At 45.4% G+C, this 22,833-nt stretch carries 19 protein-coding genes; 16 read left to right on the top strand and 3 right to left on the bottom strand.

The window, feature by feature from the left end:
* The first annotated feature begins 17 nt into the window (after window positions 1-17).
* From frr to tilS, 14 genes are all read left to right on the top strand, one after another.
* Window positions 18-575, top strand: a complete 558-nt coding sequence (gene frr, locus IUA53_RS15285; RefSeq protein ID WP_044056274.1) for a ribosome recycling factor — start codon at window positions 18-20, stop codon at window positions 573-575.
* Between the two features lie 8 nt (window positions 576-583).
* On the top strand, window positions 584-1,366 hold the full coding sequence (gene uppS, locus IUA53_RS15280) for a polyprenyl diphosphate synthase (protein WP_044056275.1): 783 nt from the start codon (window positions 584-586) through the stop codon (window positions 1,364-1,366).
* Between the two features lie 54 nt (window positions 1,367-1,420).
* Complete coding sequence (locus IUA53_RS15275; protein WP_044056276.1) at window positions 1,421-2,284, top strand: phosphatidate cytidylyltransferase; 864 nt, start codon at window positions 1,421-1,423, stop codon at window positions 2,282-2,284.
* Window positions 2,284-3,471, top strand: a complete 1,188-nt coding sequence (gene ispC, locus IUA53_RS15270) for a 1-deoxy-D-xylulose-5-phosphate reductoisomerase (RefSeq protein ID WP_196897362.1) — start codon at window positions 2,284-2,286, stop codon at window positions 3,469-3,471. The genes IUA53_RS15275 and ispC overlap by 1 nt, the downstream gene beginning before the upstream one ends.
* Complete coding sequence (rseP, locus tag IUA53_RS15265) at window positions 3,465-4,817, top strand: sigma E protease regulator RseP (protein WP_044056278.1); 1,353 nt, start codon at window positions 3,465-3,467, stop codon at window positions 4,815-4,817. Before ispC ends, rseP begins: the two co-directional genes overlap by 7 nt.
* Before the next feature lie 59 nt (window positions 4,818-4,876).
* Entirely contained in the window at window positions 4,877-7,354 is a 2,478-nt protein-coding gene (gene bamA / locus IUA53_RS15260) for an outer membrane protein assembly factor BamA (protein WP_044056279.1), read from the top strand.
* 62 nt (window positions 7,355-7,416) lie between these two features.
* Complete coding sequence (locus tag IUA53_RS15255) at window positions 7,417-7,932, top strand: OmpH family outer membrane protein (RefSeq protein ID WP_044056280.1); 516 nt, start codon at window positions 7,417-7,419, stop codon at window positions 7,930-7,932.
* Window positions 7,933-8,107: 175 nt separating this feature from the next.
* A complete protein-coding gene (gene fabZ / locus IUA53_RS15250) occupies window positions 8,108-8,557 on the top strand; it encodes a 3-hydroxyacyl-ACP dehydratase FabZ (protein ID WP_044056281.1) in 450 nt (149 codons plus the stop codon).
* Between the two features lies 1 nt (window position 8,558).
* Window positions 8,559-9,329, top strand: coding sequence for an acyl-ACP--UDP-N-acetylglucosamine O-acyltransferase (gene lpxA, locus IUA53_RS15245; protein ID WP_044446397.1), 771 nt, complete (start codon window positions 8,559-8,561; stop codon window positions 9,327-9,329).
* A gap of 1 nt (window position 9,330) precedes the next feature.
* Window positions 9,331-10,479, top strand: coding sequence for a lipid-A-disaccharide synthase (gene lpxB, locus IUA53_RS15240; protein WP_196897361.1), 1,149 nt, complete (start codon window positions 9,331-9,333; stop codon window positions 10,477-10,479).
* The gene (gene rnhB, locus IUA53_RS15235; RefSeq protein ID WP_196897360.1) at window positions 10,472-11,044 is read left to right on the top strand and encodes a ribonuclease HII; all 573 of its coding nucleotides are present in this window, start codon (window positions 10,472-10,474) and stop codon (window positions 11,042-11,044) included. Before lpxB ends, rnhB begins: the two co-directional genes overlap by 8 nt.
* 3 nt (window positions 11,045-11,047) lie before the next feature.
* Complete coding sequence (dnaE, locus tag IUA53_RS15230; RefSeq protein ID WP_196897359.1) at window positions 11,048-14,512, top strand: DNA polymerase III subunit alpha; 3,465 nt, start codon at window positions 11,048-11,050, stop codon at window positions 14,510-14,512.
* 68 nt (window positions 14,513-14,580) lie between these two features.
* Complete coding sequence (gene accA, locus IUA53_RS15225; RefSeq protein WP_044446401.1) at window positions 14,581-15,537, top strand: acetyl-CoA carboxylase carboxyl transferase subunit alpha; 957 nt, start codon at window positions 14,581-14,583, stop codon at window positions 15,535-15,537.
* A 22-nt stretch (window positions 15,538-15,559) separates the two neighbouring features.
* Window positions 15,560-16,888: a tRNA lysidine(34) synthetase TilS gene (gene tilS, locus IUA53_RS15220; protein WP_196897358.1), complete on the top strand. Its 1,329-nt coding sequence runs from the start codon at window positions 15,560-15,562 to the stop codon at window positions 16,886-16,888.
* A 125-nt stretch (window positions 16,889-17,013) separates the two neighbouring features.
* Here tilS and IUA53_RS15215 read toward each other — a convergent pair whose 3' ends face one another.
* Entirely contained in the window at window positions 17,014-17,922 is a 909-nt protein-coding gene (locus tag IUA53_RS15215) for a GGDEF domain-containing protein (RefSeq protein WP_044056288.1), read from the bottom strand.
* Between the two features lie 193 nt (window positions 17,923-18,115).
* On the opposite strand from IUA53_RS15215, the gene IUA53_RS15210 reads away from it, so the two are divergent.
* The gene (locus IUA53_RS15210; RefSeq protein ID WP_442859013.1) at window positions 18,116-20,050 is read left to right on the top strand and encodes a cation:proton antiporter domain-containing protein; all 1,935 of its coding nucleotides are present in this window, start codon (window positions 18,116-18,118) and stop codon (window positions 20,048-20,050) included.
* A gap of 1 nt (window position 20,051) precedes the next feature.
* Here the strand turns inward: IUA53_RS15210 and IUA53_RS15205 are convergent, their stop codons facing one another.
* Complete coding sequence (locus tag IUA53_RS15205; RefSeq protein ID WP_044056289.1) at window positions 20,052-20,285, bottom strand: hypothetical protein; 234 nt, start codon at window positions 20,283-20,285, stop codon at window positions 20,052-20,054.
* A 347-nt stretch (window positions 20,286-20,632) separates the two neighbouring features.
* Between IUA53_RS15205 and tadA the strand changes: the two genes are divergently transcribed.
* Entirely contained in the window at window positions 20,633-21,175 is a 543-nt protein-coding gene (tadA, locus tag IUA53_RS15200) for a tRNA adenosine(34) deaminase TadA (protein WP_044056290.1), read from the top strand.
* A gap of 241 nt (window positions 21,176-21,416) precedes the next feature.
* On the opposite strand, the gene mltF is transcribed toward tadA, so the two are convergent.
* Entirely contained in the window at window positions 21,417-22,784 is a 1,368-nt protein-coding gene (mltF, locus tag IUA53_RS15195; protein WP_044058750.1) for a membrane-bound lytic murein transglycosylase MltF, read from the bottom strand.
* Between the last annotated feature and the right edge of the window lie 49 nt (window positions 22,785-22,833).

Below are 22,833 nucleotides of genomic sequence, written 5' to 3'. Positions count from 1 at the left end.
CGATAGGATACACAATTGTGATTGATGAAATTGAATTAGATGCGCAAGAGCGCATGGAAAAAAGTCTCGTTGCACTGAAAGGGCAGTTTAGCAAAATTCGCACAGGCCGCGCGCATCCAAGTCTTTTAGATGGCATTATGGTGCCGTACTACGGAGTAGACACGCCCCTTAAGCAAGTCGCGAATGTTATTGCCGAAGACAGCCGCACGTTGGCTCTTACTGTATTTGATAAAAGCGCGATTCAAGCCGTTGAAAAAGCCATAATGCAATCTGATTTGGGATTAAACCCGATGAGTGCGGGTGGTTCAATTCGCATCCCTCTTCCGCCGCTTACCGAAGAACGTCGTAAAGACCTCATTCGTGTTGTACGGAATGAAGCTGAAGGCGGGCGAGTGGCTATTCGTAATATTCGTCGCGATGCCAATGGTGACGTGAAAGACCTACTGAAAGAAAAAGAAATCAGCGAGGACGAAAGTCGCGCAGCAGAAGAAAATATTCAGTCGATAACTAACGAATTCATTAAGAAAGTCGACAGCTTGCTTGCTGATAAAGAAAAAGAATTAATGGAAGTGTAGTCAGTATTATGATTGGGAAGCGGTCAAACGCAGCCAAAACGACTGAACCAGTAGGGCCTGCAGATTCGGCAGGCCCTAAACATGTTGCTATTATCATGGATGGCAACGGTCGTTGGGCTCAAAAGAAAGGGAAAATTCGCACTTTTGGACATAAAGCTGGGGTAGAGTCAGTACGTGCAGTGGTGCGTTTTGCACGACAAACCGGCATTGAATCACTTACCTTGTTTGCCTTTTCCAGTGAGAATTGGAAGCGTCCAGAAGAAGAAGTTAGCGTGCTTATGGAGCTGTTTAATCTAGTTTTGAACAGTGAAGCTAAACGCCTTCATAAAAATGGCGTACGCCTAAAAGTGATAGGCGATGTCAGCGCTTTTGACGATAAGTTGGTGGAAAAGATCCGCAAAGCGGAAGCCATGACGGCGGACAATAAGGATTTAGTGTTGAATATTGCCGCTAATTACGGTGGCCGTTGGGACATTGTTAATGCCGCTAAAACACTAGCCGAGCAAGTTAAAGCCGGCGAAATAGAGGTCGCGGACATTAACGAGCAAGCTTTTACACGTGAAACCTCCACAGCAGACCTTCCTGAATTAGATCTCCTTATCCGTACCGGCGGTGAACACCGCATCAGCAACTTTCTATTGTGGCAATGTGCCTATGCTGAGTTGTACTTTACCGACGTGCTATGGCCCGACTTCAACGAAGACGTTTTTCAATTAGCCGTAGACGATTTTAATGTTCGCCAACGCCGATTCGGGCTTACCGGTGAGCAAATCCTTACAGCCGGCAGTTAATACTATGCACGCGGGCAATAGGGCCAACCTGCACACAGGAGCCGAGAGCCAATTATGCTAAAACAACGAATAATAACCGCATTAATTTTAGCGCCATCCGCGCTTTTCGCTATTTTATACCTTCCCGTTTTTTGGTTTGAAATTGCCATTTCAGGCGTGGTGGCAATAGGTGCCTATGAATGGGCCAATATGTCAGGTATTTGCGAGCGACCTAAAAAACTCATTTTTATGGCAGTGGCATTTGCCATTTGCATTGCATTGTCACTGGCCGTGGATACCAGTTTAATATGGTATCAAGGGCAACTGCATGGCCTCTACCGACTTATTTTGGGAATAGCAGTACTGTGGTGGGTGGTGTCTCTGCTTATGGTGCTTGCCTATCCAAAATACACTTCATTTTGGCGTAATAGCCGGGCAATTCGAACCGTTTTTGGTTTGTTAACACTTATTCCTACTTGGGTTGCTGTTATTGCGCTGCGCACCAGCCTTTACGATGTCGATCCCCTCTATGGAGCTTCGTTAATCTTTTATGTTTTAGGCATCGTGTGGGCAGCGGATATTGGCGCGTTCTTTGTAGGCGTGAAGTTTGGCCGACATAAATTGCGCCCTAATGTATCACCTGGCAAAAGCTTAGAGGGCTTGTTAGGTGGTATTGCAGCATCGTTTGCCATTATTGCTTTTGCGGCGTTGCACTATCAGGTGGAGCCTTCTCGCATTGTATTACACCTTGCTATAGGGGGGATTACAGTTGCAGTTTCAGCGCTAGGCGACCTCAACGAAAGTATGTTAAAGCGTTGCGCTGGTATTAAAGACAGCGGCCGTATTTTACCCGGGCACGGTGGGGTTTTAGATCGTATTGATAGCCTCACCGCAGCGTTTCCTGTATTTGCCTTTTGCTATGTAACTTGGATGGCATAATGCAAACCATTACTGTACTAGGTGCAACAGGGTCAATTGGTTGCAGTACGTTAGATGTTGTTAATCGACATCCTGATAAATATCGTGTGTTTGCGATTACCGGCTATGCGCAGGTAGAGTTGCTTATGAAACAAGCGCAAGCATGTGCCCCGCGATTTGTGGTGTTGGCTGATGATAATTACTTAGAACAAGCCAAGCAATACGCACTGCAGTATGGCGTAACTGCTGAAATCTTGTGTGGCGCGAAAGCACTCGAAGACGTAGCCTGCGCGGCTGAAGTTGATGCGGTTATGGCTGCCATTGTCGGGGCCGCAGGATTGCTGCCTACACTTGCGGCAGTGAAAGCGGGTAAAAAAGTACTGTTGGCAAACAAAGAAGCCTTGGTGATGTCAGGAGCGCTCTTTATTGACGCAGCCAACCAAAGCGGTGCGCAAATATTACCAATAGACAGTGAGCACAATGCTATTTTCCAATGCCTTCCAGAGAACTTTCAGTATGGAAAGTTATCCGCAGCGGGTATTCAGAAAATTTTGCTTACTGGCTCTGGTGGGCCTTTTAGGCAGCGCAGTTTAGAAAGCTTCTCATCCATTACCATTGATGAGGCGAGTACCCATCCAAACTGGTCAATGGGCAGAAAGATAACCATAGATTCAGCCACAATGATGAATAAAGGGTTAGAGTTCATCGAAGCATGTTGGTTATTTGGGGCTAAGGCCAATGATATTCAGGTGGTTATTCACCCTCAAAGTATTATCCATTCTATGGTTCAATATATTGATGGGTCGGTAATTGCGCAAATGGGTAACCCAGATATGCGCACACCGATAGCTTACGGTTTGGCCCACCCTGAGAGAATTGATGCAGGTGTTACACCTTTGGATTTTGCCGAAATGGCCAACTTTACTTTTCAGACGCCCTGCTACGAACGTTATCCAAATTTAAAGTTAGCCATACAAGCATGTGAAGAGGGGCAAGCTGCGACCACGCGTCTTAATGCGGCGAACGAGGTAGCGGTTTCCCACTTTTTAGACGGTCATATTGGGTTTTGTGATATTGCCCGTGTAAACGAAGAAACATTGAATCAAATGGAACAGGTATCAGTTTCCTCCATCCAGCAAATACTGGAGCAAGACAAAGCAGCCAGAACCGTGGCGGTAGACATTATTAGAGGAAAATTTGCATGCTAAGTTTTTTATGGAGCCTAGGCGCATTCATCGTCGCTCTAGGTATCTTAGTGGCGGTACACGAATGGGGGCACTTTTACGTGGCTCGAAAATGTGGAGTCCATGTAGAACGCTTTTCAATTGGGTTTGGTAAACCGTTATGGCGACGTAAAAGTGCCTCGGGTACCGAGTACGTGATTGCCATGATACCGCTTGGCGGTTACGTGCGCATGCTAGACGGCCGGGTTGATGATGTTCCCCCTCATATGGCGGATAAAGCTTTTAATAACAAGCATGTATTAAAACGCATGGCGATTATTGCAGCAGGTCCTGGGGTCAATTTTGTGTTTGCCTTTTTGGCGCTTTGGTTAATGTTTTTAGTGGGATTACAAACCGTAAAACCTGTGGTTCAGACAGTAAAAGCAGACACTATTGCTGCACAGGCAGGTGTGAATGATGGTGATACTTTCTTAAAAATAGGGGATCGCGACACGCCTGACTGGGAAGCGGTTAACTTAGAATTGATGTCAAAAATTGGTCATGATACCGCCAAAGTAACCCTGCAAAGTGCCGAAAATAATGAAAAAGTCGTGACATTTACACTTAGCGATTGGAACTTTGACGCAGATAACGAGTCTCCCTTAAGCAGTCTGGGGATTACCCCATTTAGGCCTTCACCAACCCTAGAGGTAGGTTTTATTGGCGAAGGCAGTGCTGCACAAGAAGCTGGAATTAAGGTAGGCGATACGTTAATAGCACTTAACGGTGAATCTTTAACCTCATGGCAAGCATTAGTTGATGTCATTGTTGAAAGTCCTGGTGAAGCAGTCATCTTTACTATTGAAAGGGATGGACAGCAGCAACAACTGCATGCAACCATAGCGCGCCGAGATACTCCGCAAGGTCAAAGTGGGTATTTAGGTGTGAGCCCTACGTTTGAGCCTTGGCCTGAAGGGTATGTGTTTACGCATCAATATGGCATAGTAGAGGCAATAGGGAAGTCACTTGATAAAACGTGGCGTCTAATGACATTGAGTGTCGATATGATAGGCAAGTTGTTAACAGGCGATGTGTCTGTTAAAAACTTAAATGGGCCTATCTCTATTGCTCAGGGAGCGGGAGTCAGTGCCGGTTATGGGTTGGCTTATTTTTTGAGCTTTCTTGCCTTAATTAGCGTGAATTTAGGCATAATTAATTTATTACCCTTGCCCATGCTTGACGGTGGTCATTTGATGTTTTTCACAGCAGAGTGGATCACTGGAAAACCTGTACCAGAAGCGGTGCAAGAATGGGGTTACAGAATAGGTGGCGTGCTTCTGTTTATGATAATGGGTATCGCTATTATGAACGATATTGCTCGCATAGCCTGATGAAAATCAGGCATTTCAAAACAGCTAATATAAAAACGCGGCCAGGAAAAGAAAAATAGATGAAGTTAAAACAGTTAGTAGCAGCCGGAGCCATTTTTTCCAGTGCTAGCTTTGCCAATGCTGCGGCGCAAAACAGTGAATTCGTCGTTGAAGATATTCGTGTAGAAGGGCTTCAACGGGTGGCACTCGGTGCAGCACTTACTTATCTGCCCGTTCAGGTAGGCGACGAGCTAAACACATTTCGGGTAACCCAACTTATCCGTTCTTTATATTCTTCAACGCATTTCGAATATGTCGAAATTGCCCGTGACGGAAATACGCTTGTTGTTCGTGTTGCTGAACGTCCAACCATCAGTAACATTATTTTTGATGGTAACGACGATATCAAAGATGAACAACTTCAAGAAAGTCTGGACGGCAATGGCGTACGCATAGGCGAGCCTCTCGATAAAACGGTTTTAACCTCAATCGAGAATGGCCTGAAAGATTTCTTCTACAGTATTGGTAAATATAATGCAGATGTCACGGCCATTATTACGCCTTTACCTCGTAACCGCGTAGATTTGAAATTGCTTTTCGAAGAAGGCGATGCTGCGAAAATTGAACAAATTAACATCGTTGGTAACGAAGTTTTCTCTGATGCAGAGTTAATGGAGCAATTCGAGTTACAGTTTGATACGCCATGGTGGGATTTCTTGTCAGAAACCCGCTATCAGCAGCAAACCTTGCAAGGAGATATGGAAACCTTGCGTAACCATTACCTCGACCGTGGTTATTTGCGTTTTAACGTAGATTCTACTCAGGTGTCAATGACGCCCGAAAAGTCAGGTATTTACGTTGCCATGAACGTCAGTGAAGGCGAGCAATATACTATTTCAGAAGTGGAATTGGTGGGTGACGTACTGGGTCACGAAGAGTATATAGAGCGAGTGTTGCCGTTAACACCCGGTGAGCTCTATAACCAAGCTGAAGTTACCTACACTGAAGAATTTATCAGTAAGTATTTAGGTCGCTTTGGTTATGCTTACCCAACTGTGACCACTGTACCTGATATAAACGACGAAGATAAAACCGTTAAGCTCACCTTATCCGTTGACCCAGGTAAGCGTATTTACGTTAACCGTATTAAATTTAATGGTAACGTGGTAACCGCTGATAGCGTGTTGCGTCAAAACGTAAGCCAAATGGAAGGTACCTGGTTATCTAATAACTTGCTTGAATCTTCTAAAAATCAGCTTTCTCGTTTAACGTACATGGAAGAAGTGGAGTTTGAAACCATTCGACTTCCCGGTGAAGAAGATTTAGTGGATGTTGACTTTAACGTGAAGGAACAGCCTTCAGGTTCATTCAACGCCGGTATTGGTTATGGTGACCGCACCAAGCTAAGCTTACAAGCGGGAATTCAACAAGATAACTTCCTAGGTACAGGTAAACGTGTGGGGTTAAACCTGAGCACGGTATCTTATCAGCGCTCTGCGCAAATCACCTATAACGACCCGTACTTCACCATTGACGGAATCAGTTTAGGTGGCTCGGTAGGTTACAGTGAATTCGACGGTTCAGACTTCAACGTTATCCAGTATAACTCTAAGCAGTGGTCTGTTGGTGCCAACATTGGTTACCCTATTAACGAATTCAACCGTATTAACTTCGGTTTAACTTACAGTAATGTAGAACTCTATAACCGTGGATACTACGAGCAAACTGAACAGTTTTATAATCAATTCTTAGATGGCGATGATCCAGATGCGGCAATTAAGTATCACAGCTATCTTGCCAGTGTAAGTTGGAGCAGAAGTACGCTAAACCGTGGCTTGTTCCCTACGGCAGGGTCTTCGCAACGTGCGTCTTTCAGTATTACTACGCCTAACTCAGACGTAAATTACTTTAAAACCTTGTTTGACGGTAAGTGGTATTTCCCGCTATCGCGCAATCAGCGTTGGTCTTTCTTAGCCCGCGTACGCTTGGGTTATGGTAACGGCTATGGTGACATTAACGGTAATGAGCAAATTCTACCGTTCACCGAGAACTTCACTGCAGGTGGTGCCGATTCACTGCGTGGGTTTGAAAACAACACAGTGGGACCACGTGGTGTCATTCGTTCTACAAGCGGTACAATCAGTGGGCCGAATGGTGAAGTTTATCCAAACGATCCTGATGATGATTACATCACGTTGTCTAGCCGAAGCTTAGGTGGTAACGCGATGGCGCTGGGCGGCATCGAACTTATTGTACCTACGCCGTTTGTTGAAGCGGATATGGATAACTCAGTAAGAACCAGTTTGTTTGTAGATGTGGGGAACGTGTGGGATACTGAGTTCGATTACGACACGTATAAAAATTTCGAGCAAGCTTCAACGCAAAACGGAACCTTGTTGGACTATTCTGACTGGAGCCTGTATCGTAGTTCCGCCGGTATTTCGGTACAATGGATTTCACCGATGGGGCCGATGGTGTTCAGTTTCTCGAAAGCAATACAACAACGTGATGGTGACGATGCTAAATTCTTCACCTTCAATATCGGTCAGACATTCTAAATACTAAACGGGGGCCGCTTGCGGTGCGCCCAGATAAAAAGATGCATAAAAAGGAGTTCCTTTTGAAACAGTTGGTTAAACATATTGTTGCAGGCGCAATGTTGGGTAGCGCATTGGTAAGTACATCAGTTATGGCAGAGCAAAAACTTGCTGTCGTTGATGTTCAGGGCGTATTCCAAGCAATGCCTCAAGCTGCAGAGATTCAAAACGCAATTCAGGTTGAATTTAAAGATCAAATTGAAGAAGTTAATCAGCTTCAACGGGATGGTCAGTTCTACGCAGAGCGTCTCCAACGTGACGCAGCAACGATGAGTGAGCAAGAGAAAAAAGATCTTGAGCAAAAGATCTTAAACGTTCGTGAAGAGCTCGCTAAAAAAGGCCAGCCTTTACAACAAAATATCCAGCGTCGTAGCAACGAAGAACGTAACAAGCTACTTGGTCTTATTAAGCAAGCTATCGATTCTGTTGCGGCTAAGCAAGGTTACGATTTAGTGCTTAATGCTGGTGCGGTTGCATTTGCAAAAGAAGAGCACGACTTATCTGAGCAAGTACTCGAGCAAGTTAGCAAAGTTAATTAATGCGCGACTACGTCGAGTAGCACACAGCTAATTTATCAGACCAACACCCGAAAGGGGTTGGTCTGATTTGTTTTTCGCGCTTAAAAGCGTATGGTTGCCGCCGTTTTAGTTTTTTAACGGTGAGCGTGATCATAAAACTGCAATTGGGTCATGCTTGCATTATAGGAGAAAGTTTTTGGCCAATTCACTCAATACCATTGAAATTCAGGAAATCATGTCGCTGTTACCACACAGATATCCTTTCCTGTTGGTTGATCGAGTTACAGATTATGTTCTGGGTGAATCAATCAAAGCGTATAAAAATATCACCATCAATGAACCTTGCTTTACGGGGCATTTCCCTGAGCAGCCAATTTTTCCTGGCGTGCTTATTTTAGAGGCTATGGCACAGGCGGCAGGTATTCTTGGTTTTAAAACCATGGGGAATAATGATCAGTTATACTTATACGCAGGAATCGATAACGCTAGGTTCAAGCGCCCTGTGGTACCCGGTGATAAACTGGAATTTGATATTTGCTTATTGAAAGAGCGCAGAGGGATTTGGAAATTTAAAGGCACTGCAACCGTGAATAACGAATTAGCGTGCAGTGCAGAGTTTATGTGTGCAATGAGAGAGATAGCATAAGGTGATCCATCCTACTGCAGTAATTTCTGAAAACGCGAACATTGGTGACAATGTCACCATTGGGCCTTTTTGCGTCGTTGACGATAATGTCACTATAGGCGATGGCTGTATTTTAAAGTCTCATGTCGTGGTTCGTGGTCCAACTCGTATTGGCAAAAATAACAAATTTTTCCAATTTTCTTCCATTGGTGAAGATTGCCAAGACAAGAAGTATGCTGGCGAACCTACCGAACTGGTTATTGGTGACGATAATGAGTTTCGAGAAGGCGTTACGGTTCACCGTGGCACCATTCAAGATAACAGCATAACGATTATTGGCTCGCGCTGTTTGTTGATGGCAAACGCTCACGTTGCTCATGATTGCGTGTTAGGTGACGACATTATATTAGCGAACAATGTTGCTGTAGCAGGGCACGTGCACATCGACGATTTTGTTATTGTTGGCGGAGCCGTTGGTATTCATCAGTTTTGTAAAATAGGTGCTCACGCGTTCCTGGGAGCCGGTGGCATTATTTTACGCGACGTTCCGCCCTTTGTGATGGTAAGTGGTCAGAAGAACATACCGCAGGGTATTAATTCAGAAGGGCTAAAACGTCGTGGTTTTGATAAAGCCGATATTATGGCAATAAAGCGCGCTTATAAAACAATCTACCGTGAAGGCAATACGTTAGAAGAAGCCATCAGTAAACTCTCCGCTCAGGAAGATAATGTTGAGGGCGTCACTGTCATGACGGCGTTTCTAAAGACAGCTGAACGCGGCATTATTCGCTAATATGGCAGGCCCATTTCGAATTGCAATGGTGGCAGGAGAGCCATCAGGTGATGTTTTGGCCGCTGGCATGGTGGCGCAGCTGAAGCGCCAGTACCCAGATGCGATTATTGAAGGTATTGGCGGTGCGCACATGCAGGCGCAAGGTTTTCATAGCTTATTTGATATGGAAACCTTGTCGGTCATGGGACTGGTCGAGGTACTGGCTCATTTACCCGCTATTTTGAAAGTCAAAAAGCAGCTGTTAGCCCACTTTGATAAGCACCCTCCTGATATTTTTGTCGGCATTGATGCGCCCGATTTTAATTTGCGCGTAGAAAAAGCGTTAAAAGCGAAAGGCATAAAAACCATACACTATGTAAGCCCTACTGTTTGGGCTTGGCGAGAAAAGCGCATTCACAAGATAGCCAAAGCCGCTAATCGCGTACTTGGCCTTTTTCCTTTCGAGCAGCAGGTTTACGATAAATACCAAGTGCCCTATACCTTTGTCGGTCACACTATGGCTGATGCTATTGCCATCACGCCTAACCAGGCAGACGCTAGACACGCATTATCGTTGCCGGTTACTGGTCCACTATTAGCGGTGTTGCCGGGGTCTAGAAGAGGGGAAGTAGACACACTATTACCGGTGTTTCTTGAGACCATCGAAGCGATTCATCACGCACGTCCAGACATTTCGTTTGTCATACCCGCTGCAAATTCACACCGCTTTTTGCAAATTAAAGCGGCCTTACAAGAGGCTGACGACGCGCTAAATCGACTGCCTATACATCTTACCGAAGGCACCTCTCGGGACGCCATGATAGCCAGTGACGTCATATTACTGGCTTCCGGTACCGCCACTCTAGAGGCCATGTTATGTAAGCGCCCCATGGTGGCTGCCTATAAACTCGCGCCGCTTACTTATAAAATAATGCAGCGCATTTATAAAGCGCCCTTTTTTACACTGCCTAACCTCTTGGCCAATGAAGCAATTATCCCAGAGTTATTACAAGACGATGTTAATGCCCACAATATGAGCGAACACCTTCTGTCTTATTTTGAAAGTGACAATAGCGCGTTGATTTCCCGTTTCACCGAACTCCACCATACGTTAAAATGTAATGCAGATAAGACAGCAGCACATGCCGTAGTGGAGGAATTACTTGCATAACCTAATTGCCGGTGTAGACGAAGTGGGACGAGGTCCTCTCGTTGGGGATGTGGTAACAGCAGCGGTAGTGTTAGACCCTGCAAAGCCTATTAAAGGGCTAACCGACTCCAAAAAGCTCAGTGAAAAAAAACGAAACGCCTTGAGTGAAGAGATTAAGGCTAAAGCGTTATATTGGAGCATTGGGCGAGCCAGTCCAGAAGAGATTGATAAATTAAACATCTTACATGCTACCATGTTAGCCATGACCAGAGCGGTAGACGCTTTAGGGGTAACACCTAACTTTGTTCGCGTGGATGGGAATCGTTTACCAGCGTGGAATTATCCTTCTGAGGCTGTAGTAAAAGGAGATAGCTTACACGCAGAAATCTCCGCCGCCTCTATCATTGCCAAAGTTGAGCGTGATAACGATATGTTGGTATTGCACGAAGCCTACCCCCAATATAATTTTGCAGGCCATAAGGGGTACCCCACAAAGGCCCATTTTGCGGCCTTAGCTGAATTTGGTGTGTTAGATTGTTATCGTAAAAGTTTTAAACCCGTTAGGGCACTAATAGAAGAGATATAAATCATGTCCTCGCCATTTATTCATTTACGTGTACATAGCGATTTTTCGATGATGGATGGGCTTAACAAAGTTAAGCCCATTTTGAATAAGGTTGCCGAGCTAAATATGCCGGCAGTCGCCATTACCGATCAAATGAATATGTGCGGGTTGGTAAAGTTTTATTCTACGGCTCATGATTTAGGTATTAAGCCCATCATTGGTACAGACTTTTGGGTCACCAATGACATCTTCGGCGATGAGCCATTTCGACTAACGTTATTAGCCATGAACAATGAAGGGTATAAGAATATCACTATTCTTATCTCTAAAGCCTATTTACGTGGCCACGTAGCGCATAAAGCGGTTATCGACCAAGCCTGGTTAGCTGAACACTCAGAAGGGGTTATTATACTTTCTGGCGGTTTACATGGCGACTTAGGTGTTGGGCTAACTAAAAATAACAAATTGATCCTCGACGCTGCATTGCAGTTTTACCAAACACACTTTGAAGACCGTTTTTATCTAGAGCTCACTCGAACCGGGCGTAATGGAGAAGAAGAGTATCTTCATCGAGCGGTGGCTTTAGCTGAACAAGAAGGTTTGCCCGTGGTGGCCACTAATGAAGTGTGCTTCATTGATAAGGCAGGCTTCGACGCCCATGAAATACGCGTGTGTATTCATGATGGTTACACACTTGACGATAATCGTCGGCCTAAGCGTTATAGCGAACAGCAGTATTTACGCAGTGCTGAGGAAATGCTTGCGCTCTTCAGTGATATTCCAGAAGCCATTGAAAATACGGTAGAAATTGCCAAGCGGTGTAATGTAACCGTACGTCTCGGAGAATACTTCTTGCCACAGTTCCCTACTGGCGGCATGACCACAGAAGACTTTTTAGTCAAAGTCTCTGAAGAAGGGCTGGAAGATAGGCTCGAATTTTTATTTCCTGATGAAAATGAAAGAAAGGAAAAGCGCCCAGCCTACGACGACCGATTACGGATAGAGCTAGAAGTTATCAACCAAATGGGATTCCCTGGCTACTTCCTCATCGTGATGGAGTTTATTCAGTGGAGTAAAGACAACGGCATTCCCGTGGGACCGGGACGAGGCTCTGGTGCGGGCTCGCTCGTGGCCTATGCACTGAAAATTACCGACTTAGACCCATTAGAGTTTGACCTACTTTTCGAACGTTTCTTGAACCCAGAACGTGTTTCCATGCCAGATTTCGACGTAGATTTCTGTATGGACAGACGTGATGAAGTGATAGATCACGTGGCAGAATTGTATGGGCGTCAGGCGGTATCTCAAATCATTACGTTTGGTACCATGGCGGCTAAGGCTGTGGTGCGCGATGTGGGGCGGGTATTAGGTCACCCCTATGGTTTTGTAGACAGAATATCGAAACTTATCCCGCCTGACCCTGGCATGACGCTAGAAAAGGCCTTCGCGGCTGAACCCCAACTTCCCGAAGTATACGAGCAAGATGAAGAGGTTAAAGATCTCATCGATATGGCGCGTATTCTTGAAGGGGTTACACGTAATGCTGGTAAGCATGCTGGTGGGGTGGTTATTGCACCTACCACGATTACCGACTTTTCTCCGTTGTACTGCGACGATGAAGGGAAAAACCCTGTCACCCAATTTGACAAAAATGATGTTGAAACGGCTGGCTTGGTAAAATTTGACTTCTTAGGCCTTAGAACACTGACCATTATTCAGTGGGCGATCGATATGATCAAAGAAGGCAAAAATATCGATGTAGATATTGCAGCCATTCCCCTTGAAGATAAGCGAAGTTTTAAAACACTACAAAATGCAGAAACTACTGCGGTATTCCAGCTAGAATCCCGAGGGATGAAGGAGCTTATTAAGCGCCTTAAACCAGATTGCTTTGAAGATATAATCGCATTGGTAGCCCTGTTTAGACCCGGCCCACTTCAATCGGGTATGGTCGATAACTTTATCGATAGAAAGCACGGTAGAGAAGAAATTTCCTATCCTGATGCTGAATATCAGCACGAGTGCTTAAAAGAAATCCTTGAGCCCACCTACGGCATCATCTTGTATCAGGAACAGGTGATGCAGATTGCGCAGGAAATGGCTGGGTATTCCCTTGGTGGCGCTGATTTGCTGCGTCGAGCAATGGGTAAGAAAAAACCTGAAGAAATGGCGAAGCAGCGAGGGGCGTTCGCAGAAGGCTCGAAGAACAATAATATCGACCCAGATCTCGCCATGAAAATATTCGACCTAGTAGAGAAATTTGCGGGTTACGGCTTTAACAAATCTCACTCTGCCGCGTATGCGTTGGTGTCTTACCAAACATTATGGTTGAAGGTGCATTATCCTGCGGAATTTATGGCCGCAGTAATGTCTGCCGATATGGATAACACAGACAAAATTGTTACCTTGGTGGATGAATGCGATCGTATGGGATTAGAGATCTTGCCGCCTGATTTGAATGCTGGGAAATATAAATTTACGGTAGATAGCGAAGGCCGTATTGTTTATGGCATTGGTGCAATCAAAGGGGTGGGTGAAGGCCCTATTGAAGCCATTATTGAAGCGCGTGAAACCCAAGGCGCGTTTAAGGATTTATTCGACTTTTGCGCAAAAATTGATGTTAAGCGTGTCAATAAGCGCGTATTAGAAAAGCTAGTTTTATCAGGGGCCATGGACAACTTGGGCCCTCATAGGGCAGCGCTTATGGCCACGTTACCCGAAGCGATAGCGGCGGCTGGTCAGCATGCAAAAGCAGAGTCGTTTGGTCAATCAGATATGTTTGGTTTATTAACCACCGAACCAGAAGACGTACTGCAAGCGTTTGCGGATGTACCTCAGTGGCCTGAAAAAGTGTGGCTTGAAGGGGAGAAAGACACCCTAGGTTTGTACCTTACGGGGCACCCAATCAACCAATACGCCGATGAAATTCGATATTATACCGAAGGTCGGCTGGTGGATTTAAAGCCTACGGGTAAAGATCAAATGGCCAGTGCAGTGGGTTTGGTATTGGGCGTTAGAGTGATGACCAACAAACGGGGTCGCCGCTGGGCTATTGTTACGTTAGACGATAAAAGCGCTAGAATAGACGTACGATTCTTTCCAGATATGTACGAACAGTTTGAAAGTGTACTGGAAACTGACAAAATATTGCTCATAAAGGGACAGGTCAGCTTTGATGATTTCTCTGGGGGCAATACAATCACCGCCCGTGATGTAATGGACATAGTTCAAGCACGGGAGAAAAACGCGAGAGCACTGGCCTTATATGTAGATACCCAGGTGCTTGAACAACAGAAAATGAGCCAGTTGCAATCTATTTTGCAGGCTTTTAACGGGGGTAGTTGTCCTGTTCAGTTAGCCATAACACACCCAGATGTTGAGGCAACATTGGCGTGTAGTGCTAAGTGGTATGTAACACCAGAAGATCAACTACTTCACGACCTTAAACAGTGTTTAGGGGAAAAAGCCGTATCAATCCTCTACCATTAAGGGTCAGAGTTCGATAGATTGACTATCTCGCGTTGGCACTGATGAGCGTAGTACGAATAGGACATAAAATGAGTATACAGTTTTTGGACTTTGAACAGCCAATAGCCGAACTAGAAGCAAAAATCGAAGAGCTAAGGTTGGTAAATCAAGGCGGTGAGTTTGACGTAGGCATTGAAGAAGAAATCAATAAGCTTCGCGGTAAGAGTGCTGAGCTAACAAAGAAGATTTTTTCTGACCTAGGTGCATGGCAAGTGTCTCAGCTTGCTCGTCATCCCATGCGGCCTTATACACTGGATTATATTCCGCGTATCTTCACTGAATTTGATGAATTAGCTGGCGATCGTGCATTTGCCGATGACAAGGCTATCGTCGGTGGTCCCGCCATGCTAGATGACCAGCCAGTGATGATCATAGGCCACCAAAAAGGTCGCGATACCAACGAAAAAATAAAACGTAACTTTGGTATGCCAAAGCCTGAAGGCTATCGAAAAGCGTTGCGACTCATGAAAATGGCTGAGCGTTTCAATCTACCGATTATCACCTTTATTGATACGCCTGGGGCGTATCCAGGCGTGGGTGCAGAAGAACGTGGTCAAAGTGAAGCTATTGCAAAAAATCTTTTTGAAATGGCAGAGCTAAAGGTGCCTATCATCTGTACCGTAATCGGTGAAGGTGGCTCAGGCGGCGCGTTAGCTATAGGGGTGGGCGATCGCGTGAACATGCTGCAGTACTCTACTTATTCAGTTATTTCGCCAGAAGGCTGTGCTTCAATTCTTTGGAAAAGCGCTGAAAAAGCACCTTTGGCGGCGGAAGCGATGGGGGTAAGTGCACCACAAATTAAAGAGTTAGGCTTAATCAACAGTATTGTTGAGGAGCCTCTTGGGGGTGCCCACCGTGACCACAACGGTATGGCAGCAAACCTGAAAGCGGTGCTTAAGCAGCAATTGAGTCAACTTAAAACACTTGATAATGCTTCTCTCATGGAAGAGCGTTATCAGCGACTTATGTCGTTTGGTTACTGCTAGGTATTAAGCCTTATGGCCGCCCGTGAGTAATATCGTTAATCGTATCTGCGATACGCTTCATCATCTTCTTGAGAGCGTTGAGGTAGACCCATCTCCAATTTTGACGGTGGCTTACAGTGGCGGCGTAGATTCTACGCTATTACTCCATGCGCTCGCGCACTATCGGGATCGTCACGATCTCGACGTCCACGCGGTACATGTTCACCATGGCTTAAGCGACAATGCTGATTCCTGGCTAGCGCATTGTGAACGTGAATGTCGATTTCTTGATATTCCTTTTACGGCTAACAAGGTGGATATTGAACAAACTACCCGCACCAGCTTAGAAGCCCTTGCGCGTAATGCGCGTTATGCGGCGTTGCATGATTACTGTAAGCAACACAACAGTATTTTATGCCTAGGGCAACATAGCGAAGATCAATTAGAAACGGTATTACTTCAACTTAAGCGCGGTGCTGGCCCTCAGGGATTAGCCGGTATGGGCGCGTTTCAGTGGCGTAATAAAGTGCTCACACTGCGCCCCATGTTACAAGAGAGCAAACAAGACATTCTTAGTGCGGCCCAGCAGCTCAACTTAAATTGGGTAGAAGATGAATCTAACGCTGATACCCGATTCGATAGAAACTTTTTACGCAATGAAGTGTTACCTCTGTTAACTGCGCGTTGGCCTCAAATGGCAAAAACCACAGGCAGAAGTGCGGCGCTTTGCGCCGAGCAGTCTGCCCTGTTGGAAACAGAGGCGAAAACCCACCTTTCTCACTGTGAAAGCGTTTCTGCATTTGGAACTAGTATGCTTAGTGGTAAGTACATACTATCGCTATCTGACAGCTGGAAAAGAGCCGTGATTAGGCAATGGTTCGCCTCGAAGGGCGCGCTGGCACCCAGCCAAGCTCAGTTAGTACAAGTGCTTAATATGCTAAATGCGAGAGAGGATGCTACTCCCAAAGTCACTTTTTCCTGGGGGTACGTGGCGCGCTATCAGGGAAGTCTTTACTGGGTGAATAATGCCGATGAGCGGGTTAAACGGGAATTAACTTTACCAGAAGGCAGCACACTAACGCTTGCATGGCTTAACTTACAATTACGGTTTGAAAGCAATTTTGAGGAAGAGAAGCCTTTACTGCTAGTGGTAAAAACGGATGTTAAGGGATTAAAAATCAAACCGGCAAACGCTCAGGTAAGTAAACCGCTTAAGGACTGGTACAAGTATTGGAAAATTCCTGTTTGGGAAAGAGCAAAAATTCCGGTGGTGTTCTTTAAAGAAGACGCTATCGCCTTATTGATTAACGGCGACGTGGTTCGCCTTCATCGTTGCCCAGCGTCTTTTCAACTCACTGTGGTCTCTAGTTAAACCCGCGATATAGGGTAATGCGATTCAACGCTCTTTCCATATAAAGCCGCAACAAATACGGCAAGCCATTGCCAGGTGGCAATGTCTGAACGATTCAAATGGTCGTGAGTAGTACTGAGTCCTGGTTAAGCCGCTTGATAGCTGTTTTTACCAGAATGTTTAACTTTGTATAGCGCAGTATCAGCCCGATCGAAAATTGACGCTAGGTCGTCTCCTTCTCGAAACACTGCACCACCTAAACTACACGACACATTCATTCTCGAAAGATAGGCAGATTGATTTATTGAAAGCTGAATTCGAGACGCCGCACAGGCCAATTGTTGCTGAGTTTGGCAATCTAATACCACACAAAATTCGTCTCCACCAAAGCGGAATGCTTCGTCTTCATCACGCAGCACATTGAGTAATTGATTCGCCACCGTGACCAAGACTGTGTCTCCCTCGCGGTGACCGAAGTTATCGTTAACTTGCTTAAAGTTATCCAGGTCAATAATCAATAACGCAAACGCTTCTTCATGACGCTGTGCCCAGCCTAACTGGCGAGTAAGCGCTTCATCGAAACCGCTGCGGTTGCCTAGCCCTGTTAGCATGTCTTTCGTTGCCATTTTTCGCATTCTACGAAAGCTAAGGGCGTGAGCGAGTTGTTGATTAAATATGCTATGTAACTGTGCTAATACGTTTTGCTGTGATAATGACAGGGAGCGAGTCATATAGTAATAGGCGCTGTGTTTCTCATCTGAGGATGAATCTGTCAGCGTGTCAGTATGCAAGGGGAGTTCAATCAGCACCGCTGAAATAGGCGCGTTACCGAACACCCAGCGAGAATCAAAATCCGACAGGCTAAAACCAGTGATAGGCATAAGCCCCGATAACTGGTTAAAGTAGAGGTTACTTAACTCATCAATCTCTAACGTTGACAATAATTGACTAACGAAGTTGGATAGTTCACTAATAGATAACCCTTGCCCTGCGCTAGCCGACGGGTAAAAGTTGTCATGTTGTGTGCTATCGTAGATAGTAGTTGAGAAATCCACAGGTTCGCCCCTTGTTGCAAAACGCTTTTAAAATGCAAAATTAATTTTGCGTCAAAGCCCTGACGGTTCTGTGTTAAAACAGTGGCAATCATTGCCGTTTTTGCACTAATTAAAGGGTGATTTGCAATCTGGATGCCAAGTATTCTTTGGGAGTGTAAATTTGGGTCACGGCTTCTTAAATATAATTGCGTTAATGCTTATTGCAGTATGCAGTGTGGCAGTGTTCAAACGTATGCAGCTCCCTCCCATTCTTGCTTATTTGTTTGCAGGCGTACTTGCCGGCCCCCAATTACTTGGCCTGTACTCCCATCCGCAAGAGATGCATCTTCTCGCAGAAGTGGGCATCGTCTTTTTACTTTTTTCTCTTGGTTTGGAATTTTCCCTCCCTAAGCTACTTGCCATGCGGTCATTGGTGTTTGGGGTTGGGTTTGGGCAAATGGCTTTAACCACAGGCGTGTTCACCCTAATCCCTTACTTATTTGGCATTCCCCTTAGTGCTGCTGTCATTATTGGCGGCGCGTTAGCATTAAGCTCTACCGCGATTGTGATTAAGCAAGCCAATGAAATGGGAATATTGAATAACCGTCGAACTCAGCTCGCTATCAGTATTCTATTGTTCCAGGATTTAGCCGTGGTGCCTTTTCTCATCGCCATTCCTTTACTCGCCCAAAGTGGCGAGAACAGTATTGCGCTGGCGCTAGGCGGCGCGCTACTTAAAGGTATTTTTGTGGTGGCCTTACTTATGTCTATTGGCAAATGGGTGTTGCCCTGGGTATTCCGAGAGGTGGCGAAAACGAGAACTGACGAGCTGTTTGTCCTAACCACTATTTTGATTGCGTTGCTGGCTGGCGGGCTCACCTACTACTTTGGCTTGTCTATGGCTTTGGGGGCTTTTTTAGCAGGTATGATGTTAGGCGAAAGCCAATACAAGTATCAATTGGAAGCTGATATACGGCCTTTTAGGGATATTCTCATGGGGCTGTTCTTTATTACCGTTGGTATGCAGCTTGACCTTACTGTGCTTTGGCATGAGCTCTTCACTATTGTTTTCGGCGTTATTGGGTTAATGGCGTGTAAGGTGGTACTGGTGCGAATTTGTTCCGCCATGGTAAAGAGCGATAGTTTAGATGCATGGTCGGCAGGGTTTAAACTGTGTCAGATAGGTGAATTTAGTTTTGTTATTGCCGCGCTTGCTACTACCCATGAAGTGCTTTCCAATCAACAGTCTTCACTCATCGTCAGTATGGGGGTCATTAGTATGGCGTTAACCCCTTGGTTAATGACGAACAGTTTAGCCTTGGCTAAGAAAATCGTAACGAAACCTCTGTCTCCTGACGTTACATCGCAATTTAGCCAGCAAACGAGGTTACAACAACACGTGGTGATTTGTGGCTTTGGTCGGGTAGGGCAGTCGGTTGCGCGTATGCTAAAAATGGAAGGCATTCCTTTTGTTGCCATCGATATCGACCCTGTGCGGGTGCAAGAAAGCCGAAATGCGGGGGAACCTGTTATTTTTGGTGACGCCAGTCAAAAAGACATTTTAACAAACGCCTCAGTGACAAGCGCGAAATTGGTACTGGTGACCTTTGACGAAGCCATAAAAGCAAAACAAGTCATTAGTGCTACTCACCAGATTTCCGCAGACTGTGATGTGATGGTGAGAACCAAACGAGATTATCAGCTAGAGAGTCTTTACAACGCGGGGGCAAATCAAGTGGTGCCTGAGCTGCAAGAGGGAAGCCTAATGTTGATTTCTCAAGTATTGCATTATGCAGGCGTGCCCATGTCTCGAATTTTGAAGCGGGTACGCGCCGAACGCAAAGGGCGCTACGATCATTTGCATGGCTTTTATCCAGGGGAGACCACAGAAATCTCCTACGGAACAGAGGATAAGTTAGAATTTATTCATGCGGTTGTTGTGGCTGAAGACGCAGCCTGCATAGGGAAACGTCTTAGTGAAATTGATTTTTCACGCATGCGGGTAAAAGTAAAAGGGCTTAGACGCAGTGGAACCGAGCTGATCGATCCTAGCGGAGAGGCTGAGTTACAGCCCCACGATGTCTTGGTGATAGCAGGCAAGCCCCGACGAGTAGAACGTGCAGAAAGAAAGTTGTTAGAAGACGTTTAACTTAAGCAACTTTGTCTTTTTTCAGCGCATCAAACTGTTTGTTGAGATCATATTTTTCGTCAGTCACAATTTTTTCTAACACAGACACTCGCTCTTTTAATGCCGTAATTTCAGCCTCGTAGGCTTCATTCTGTTCGCCTTTCTTTTGCTCGTGACTTTTGCCTTTGGCGGTTTGAATAATGGCAACAATTGACCAACATACAATGCCTACAATAAAGATGGCTGTTAAATTCATAATAATCCCCTTCTATTTTGTAGCGATTGCATCGGAATCGCTACGCCCTTTATGATTTTTTCGTTACTATGACACCTAATACTACAATAGCAGGTTATCTGTGCTTGTCAGTACATTAAATGTACTGTTATTACACGCCGAAGCCTCATCGGTCAGATAAACCACCTAGTAGCCGCTGTTTACGTGATAACAGCGTAAACAACAGTGATGCATTACATTACCTTTATCCTAGAGCAAATTGTTTGCCATAAATTAAAAGTGCTATTATTCAATATCTTAGGGGGTTTTTAATAGAGTGGCGTGCATCATGTATATGAACAAAAACCAAATGATAGTTAAATTGACGAATGATTGATGAAATTAGTCACTCTTTGAGTTCAGAGGAAGATGTAAAGTGGATGACCCACGCGTTATCGCTAGCAGATAAGGCGGCGCAGATGGGGGAGGTTCCTGTGGGCGCTTGTGTGGTACAAGAAGGTATATTGGTCGGAGAGGGCTGGAATACACCGATTACTGACCATGACCCTTCAGCTCATGCAGAAATGGCCGCAATCCGCGCCGCTGCCAAGCAGGTTAAAAATTACCGTACAGTGGGTACTACCTTGTACGTGACGCTAGAGCCCTGTTCCATGTGTGCCGGTATGTTGGTTCACGCGCGTGTAGATAGAGTGGTTTTCGGTGCTTGGGATGCTAAAACTGGCGCGGCTGGCTCTGTGATGAACCTATTGCAACACCCAGCACTGAATCACCAAATTGAGGTTGTACCGGGTGTGCTTGCTGAAATGTGTGCTGAAAAACTGTCTTCATTTTTCAAACAACGTAGAGCGCAGATAAAGTTAGCTAAAAAGAATAAACAGGCGTTAGCTAAGGGTTGCGGTTCAGCTGAGTGAACATGTCACTGGTTACGTATTGCTTGCGACGTTGAAGCACCTTTTGATGTACCCGCTTCAGCATCAGGCGGCGTCTATTATTATTTTTCAATGTTATTCCTTTCTTCATAAATCTACTTCTTTTCATTAACCCTCCTTGCATCACCAATTAGGGAAAATATCGTGGCAGCATTAGCACCAACTTGCTGCGATGTTACTAAGCTTAAATGACACCAAAATGACAAGTTTCAATACGCAAGAATTAAATTTTTCCCTGTTCGTCTAACCACACCAAGCTGTCATAATATCGCCGGATGTTATCAACATACTGCAGGGCTTCATCACCTCTAGCATAGCCGTAATTGGTGGTTCTGTAGTATTTCTTCTGTTTAAGTTGTGGCAGTCGTTGCTTAACGTCTACCCACAGGTCAGGGTTACCCCCTTGGCGTTCGGTTAAAACCCTCGCATCTTCCAAGTGCCCCATCCCAATATTATACGCGGCCATGGCCATCCATGTTCTATCAGGGTTGCCAATTCGAGCAGGAATACGGCTAAGTAAGCTGGCAAAGTAACGGGCCCCGCCCCGAATGCTTTGTTCTGGGTCTGTTCTATCCTCTACATCCCAGTCGTTCGCGGTATCCATGGTTAACATCATAAGCCCACGAACACCAGTACGTGACACTGCGTCAGGTTTCCAATGGCTTTCTTGGTAACTCATGGCTGCCAATAACCGCCAATCCAAATCTCCCGCGTATTGTTGAAACATGCTTTTGTAGCGTTTCAGTGTGGTTTCTGCCGACTTGTTAAACGCGCGGCTATCGACATAGTCAAAGGTACGGATGTGACCAAAGTATTTATCTTCTAAAACAGTGAACCATCCTGACTGGTGTACGGTGCCAAAATATTCCACCATAGCCGCTTTAATGGAATCGTCTTGTGAGCGATCTAAAGCCCATGCCATAGGCATACTGTCTTCTATCGTCATGGCTACGGCTAAGTTAGGATAACGACGACGTTGTAAGGCGAGTCGGTTACTATCGGCAAGGGTGTAGTCTAATTCGCCCTCAGCCACCTTTTGTAATAATTCTTCAGAGTCTGAATCTTCCGTTGTAATCAAGGTGGGCGCGGCGTCATCGCTCAGGCTTGTTAATAGTTGAGCTTGACTGCTGCCTGTTACCGTAACCACAGGCGCATCGAGTTCAGCCATGTCTCTAGGGCGAGAGGTGCCCGCTTGAAACACTAAATGCTGGGAAACCGTTTGATAGGCGGGCCCATAGCTAAACCGAGACTGCAACACGTCGGTGACGGCGTCACCGGTGGCAACAATATCGAGATTGCCTTCTTCTAATTGTTCTAGCATAGCTTCGTAGCTATAAAAGGGATATAGGTCGAGGGTTACGCCTAAATAGTCGGCAAAGCCGGCGAGTAATTCATATTCAAAGCCTTGAGGACCTTCTGCACCATTGTAATAAGTAGCAGGACCATAGAGGGTTCCTACTTTCACCGATCCTCTTTCTAATAATGAGGAAAGCGCGTTAGGAATTTTCGGTGCTCCGCAGCTGGTAGCAAATAAACACAAAGCGATAAAAAATGTAATTTTTAATCGGTTTTTTAAGTCTTGTGACAGCATAGACCTTTTCTTGTTGTTGTTAATTGGGTGATTTTTAAAAAAAACTGCA

Source organism: Alteromonas sp. B31-7, from assembly GCF_015767655.1.
Lineage (GTDB): Bacteria > Pseudomonadota > Gammaproteobacteria > Enterobacterales > Alteromonadaceae > Alteromonas > Alteromonas australica.
The sequence above is the reverse complement of the archived record's forward strand: the minus strand, read 5'-3'. Positions and strand labels throughout refer to the sequence as shown.

What these genes read in the sequence shown, in the direction of transcription:
- uppS (WP_044056275.1), top strand. Translation starts at nt 584, where the DNA reads ATGATTGGGAAGCGGTCAAACGCAGCCAAAACGACTGAACCAGTAGGG.
- IUA53_RS15275 (WP_044056276.1), top strand. Translation starts at nt 1,421, where the DNA reads ATGCTAAAACAACGAATAATAACCGCATTAATTTTAGCGCCATCCGCG.
- ispC (WP_196897362.1), top strand. Translation starts at nt 2,284, where the DNA reads ATGCAAACCATTACTGTACTAGGTGCAACAGGGTCAATTGGTTGCAGT.
- rseP (WP_044056278.1), top strand. Translation starts at nt 3,465, where the DNA reads ATGCTAAGTTTTTTATGGAGCCTAGGCGCATTCATCGTCGCTCTAGGT.
- bamA (WP_044056279.1), top strand. Translation starts at nt 4,877, where the DNA reads ATGAAGTTAAAACAGTTAGTAGCAGCCGGAGCCATTTTTTCCAGTGCT.
- lpxB (WP_196897361.1), top strand. Translation starts at nt 9,331, where the DNA reads ATGGCAGGCCCATTTCGAATTGCAATGGTGGCAGGAGAGCCATCAGGT.
- dnaE (WP_196897359.1), top strand. Translation starts at nt 11,048, where the DNA reads ATGTCCTCGCCATTTATTCATTTACGTGTACATAGCGATTTTTCGATG.
- accA (WP_044446401.1), top strand. Translation starts at nt 14,581, where the DNA reads ATGAGTATACAGTTTTTGGACTTTGAACAGCCAATAGCCGAACTAGAA.
- IUA53_RS15210 (WP_442859013.1), top strand. Translation starts at nt 18,116, where the DNA reads ATGCTTATTGCAGTATGCAGTGTGGCAGTGTTCAAACGTATGCAGCTC.
- IUA53_RS15205 (WP_044056289.1), bottom strand. Translation starts at nt 20,285, where the DNA reads ATGAATTTAACAGCCATCTTTATTGTAGGCATTGTATGTTGGTCAATT.
- tadA (WP_044056290.1), top strand. Translation starts at nt 20,633, where the DNA reads ATGATTGATGAAATTAGTCACTCTTTGAGTTCAGAGGAAGATGTAAAG.
- mltF (WP_044058750.1), bottom strand. Translation starts at nt 22,784, where the DNA reads ATGCTGTCACAAGACTTAAAAAACCGATTAAAAATTACATTTTTTATC.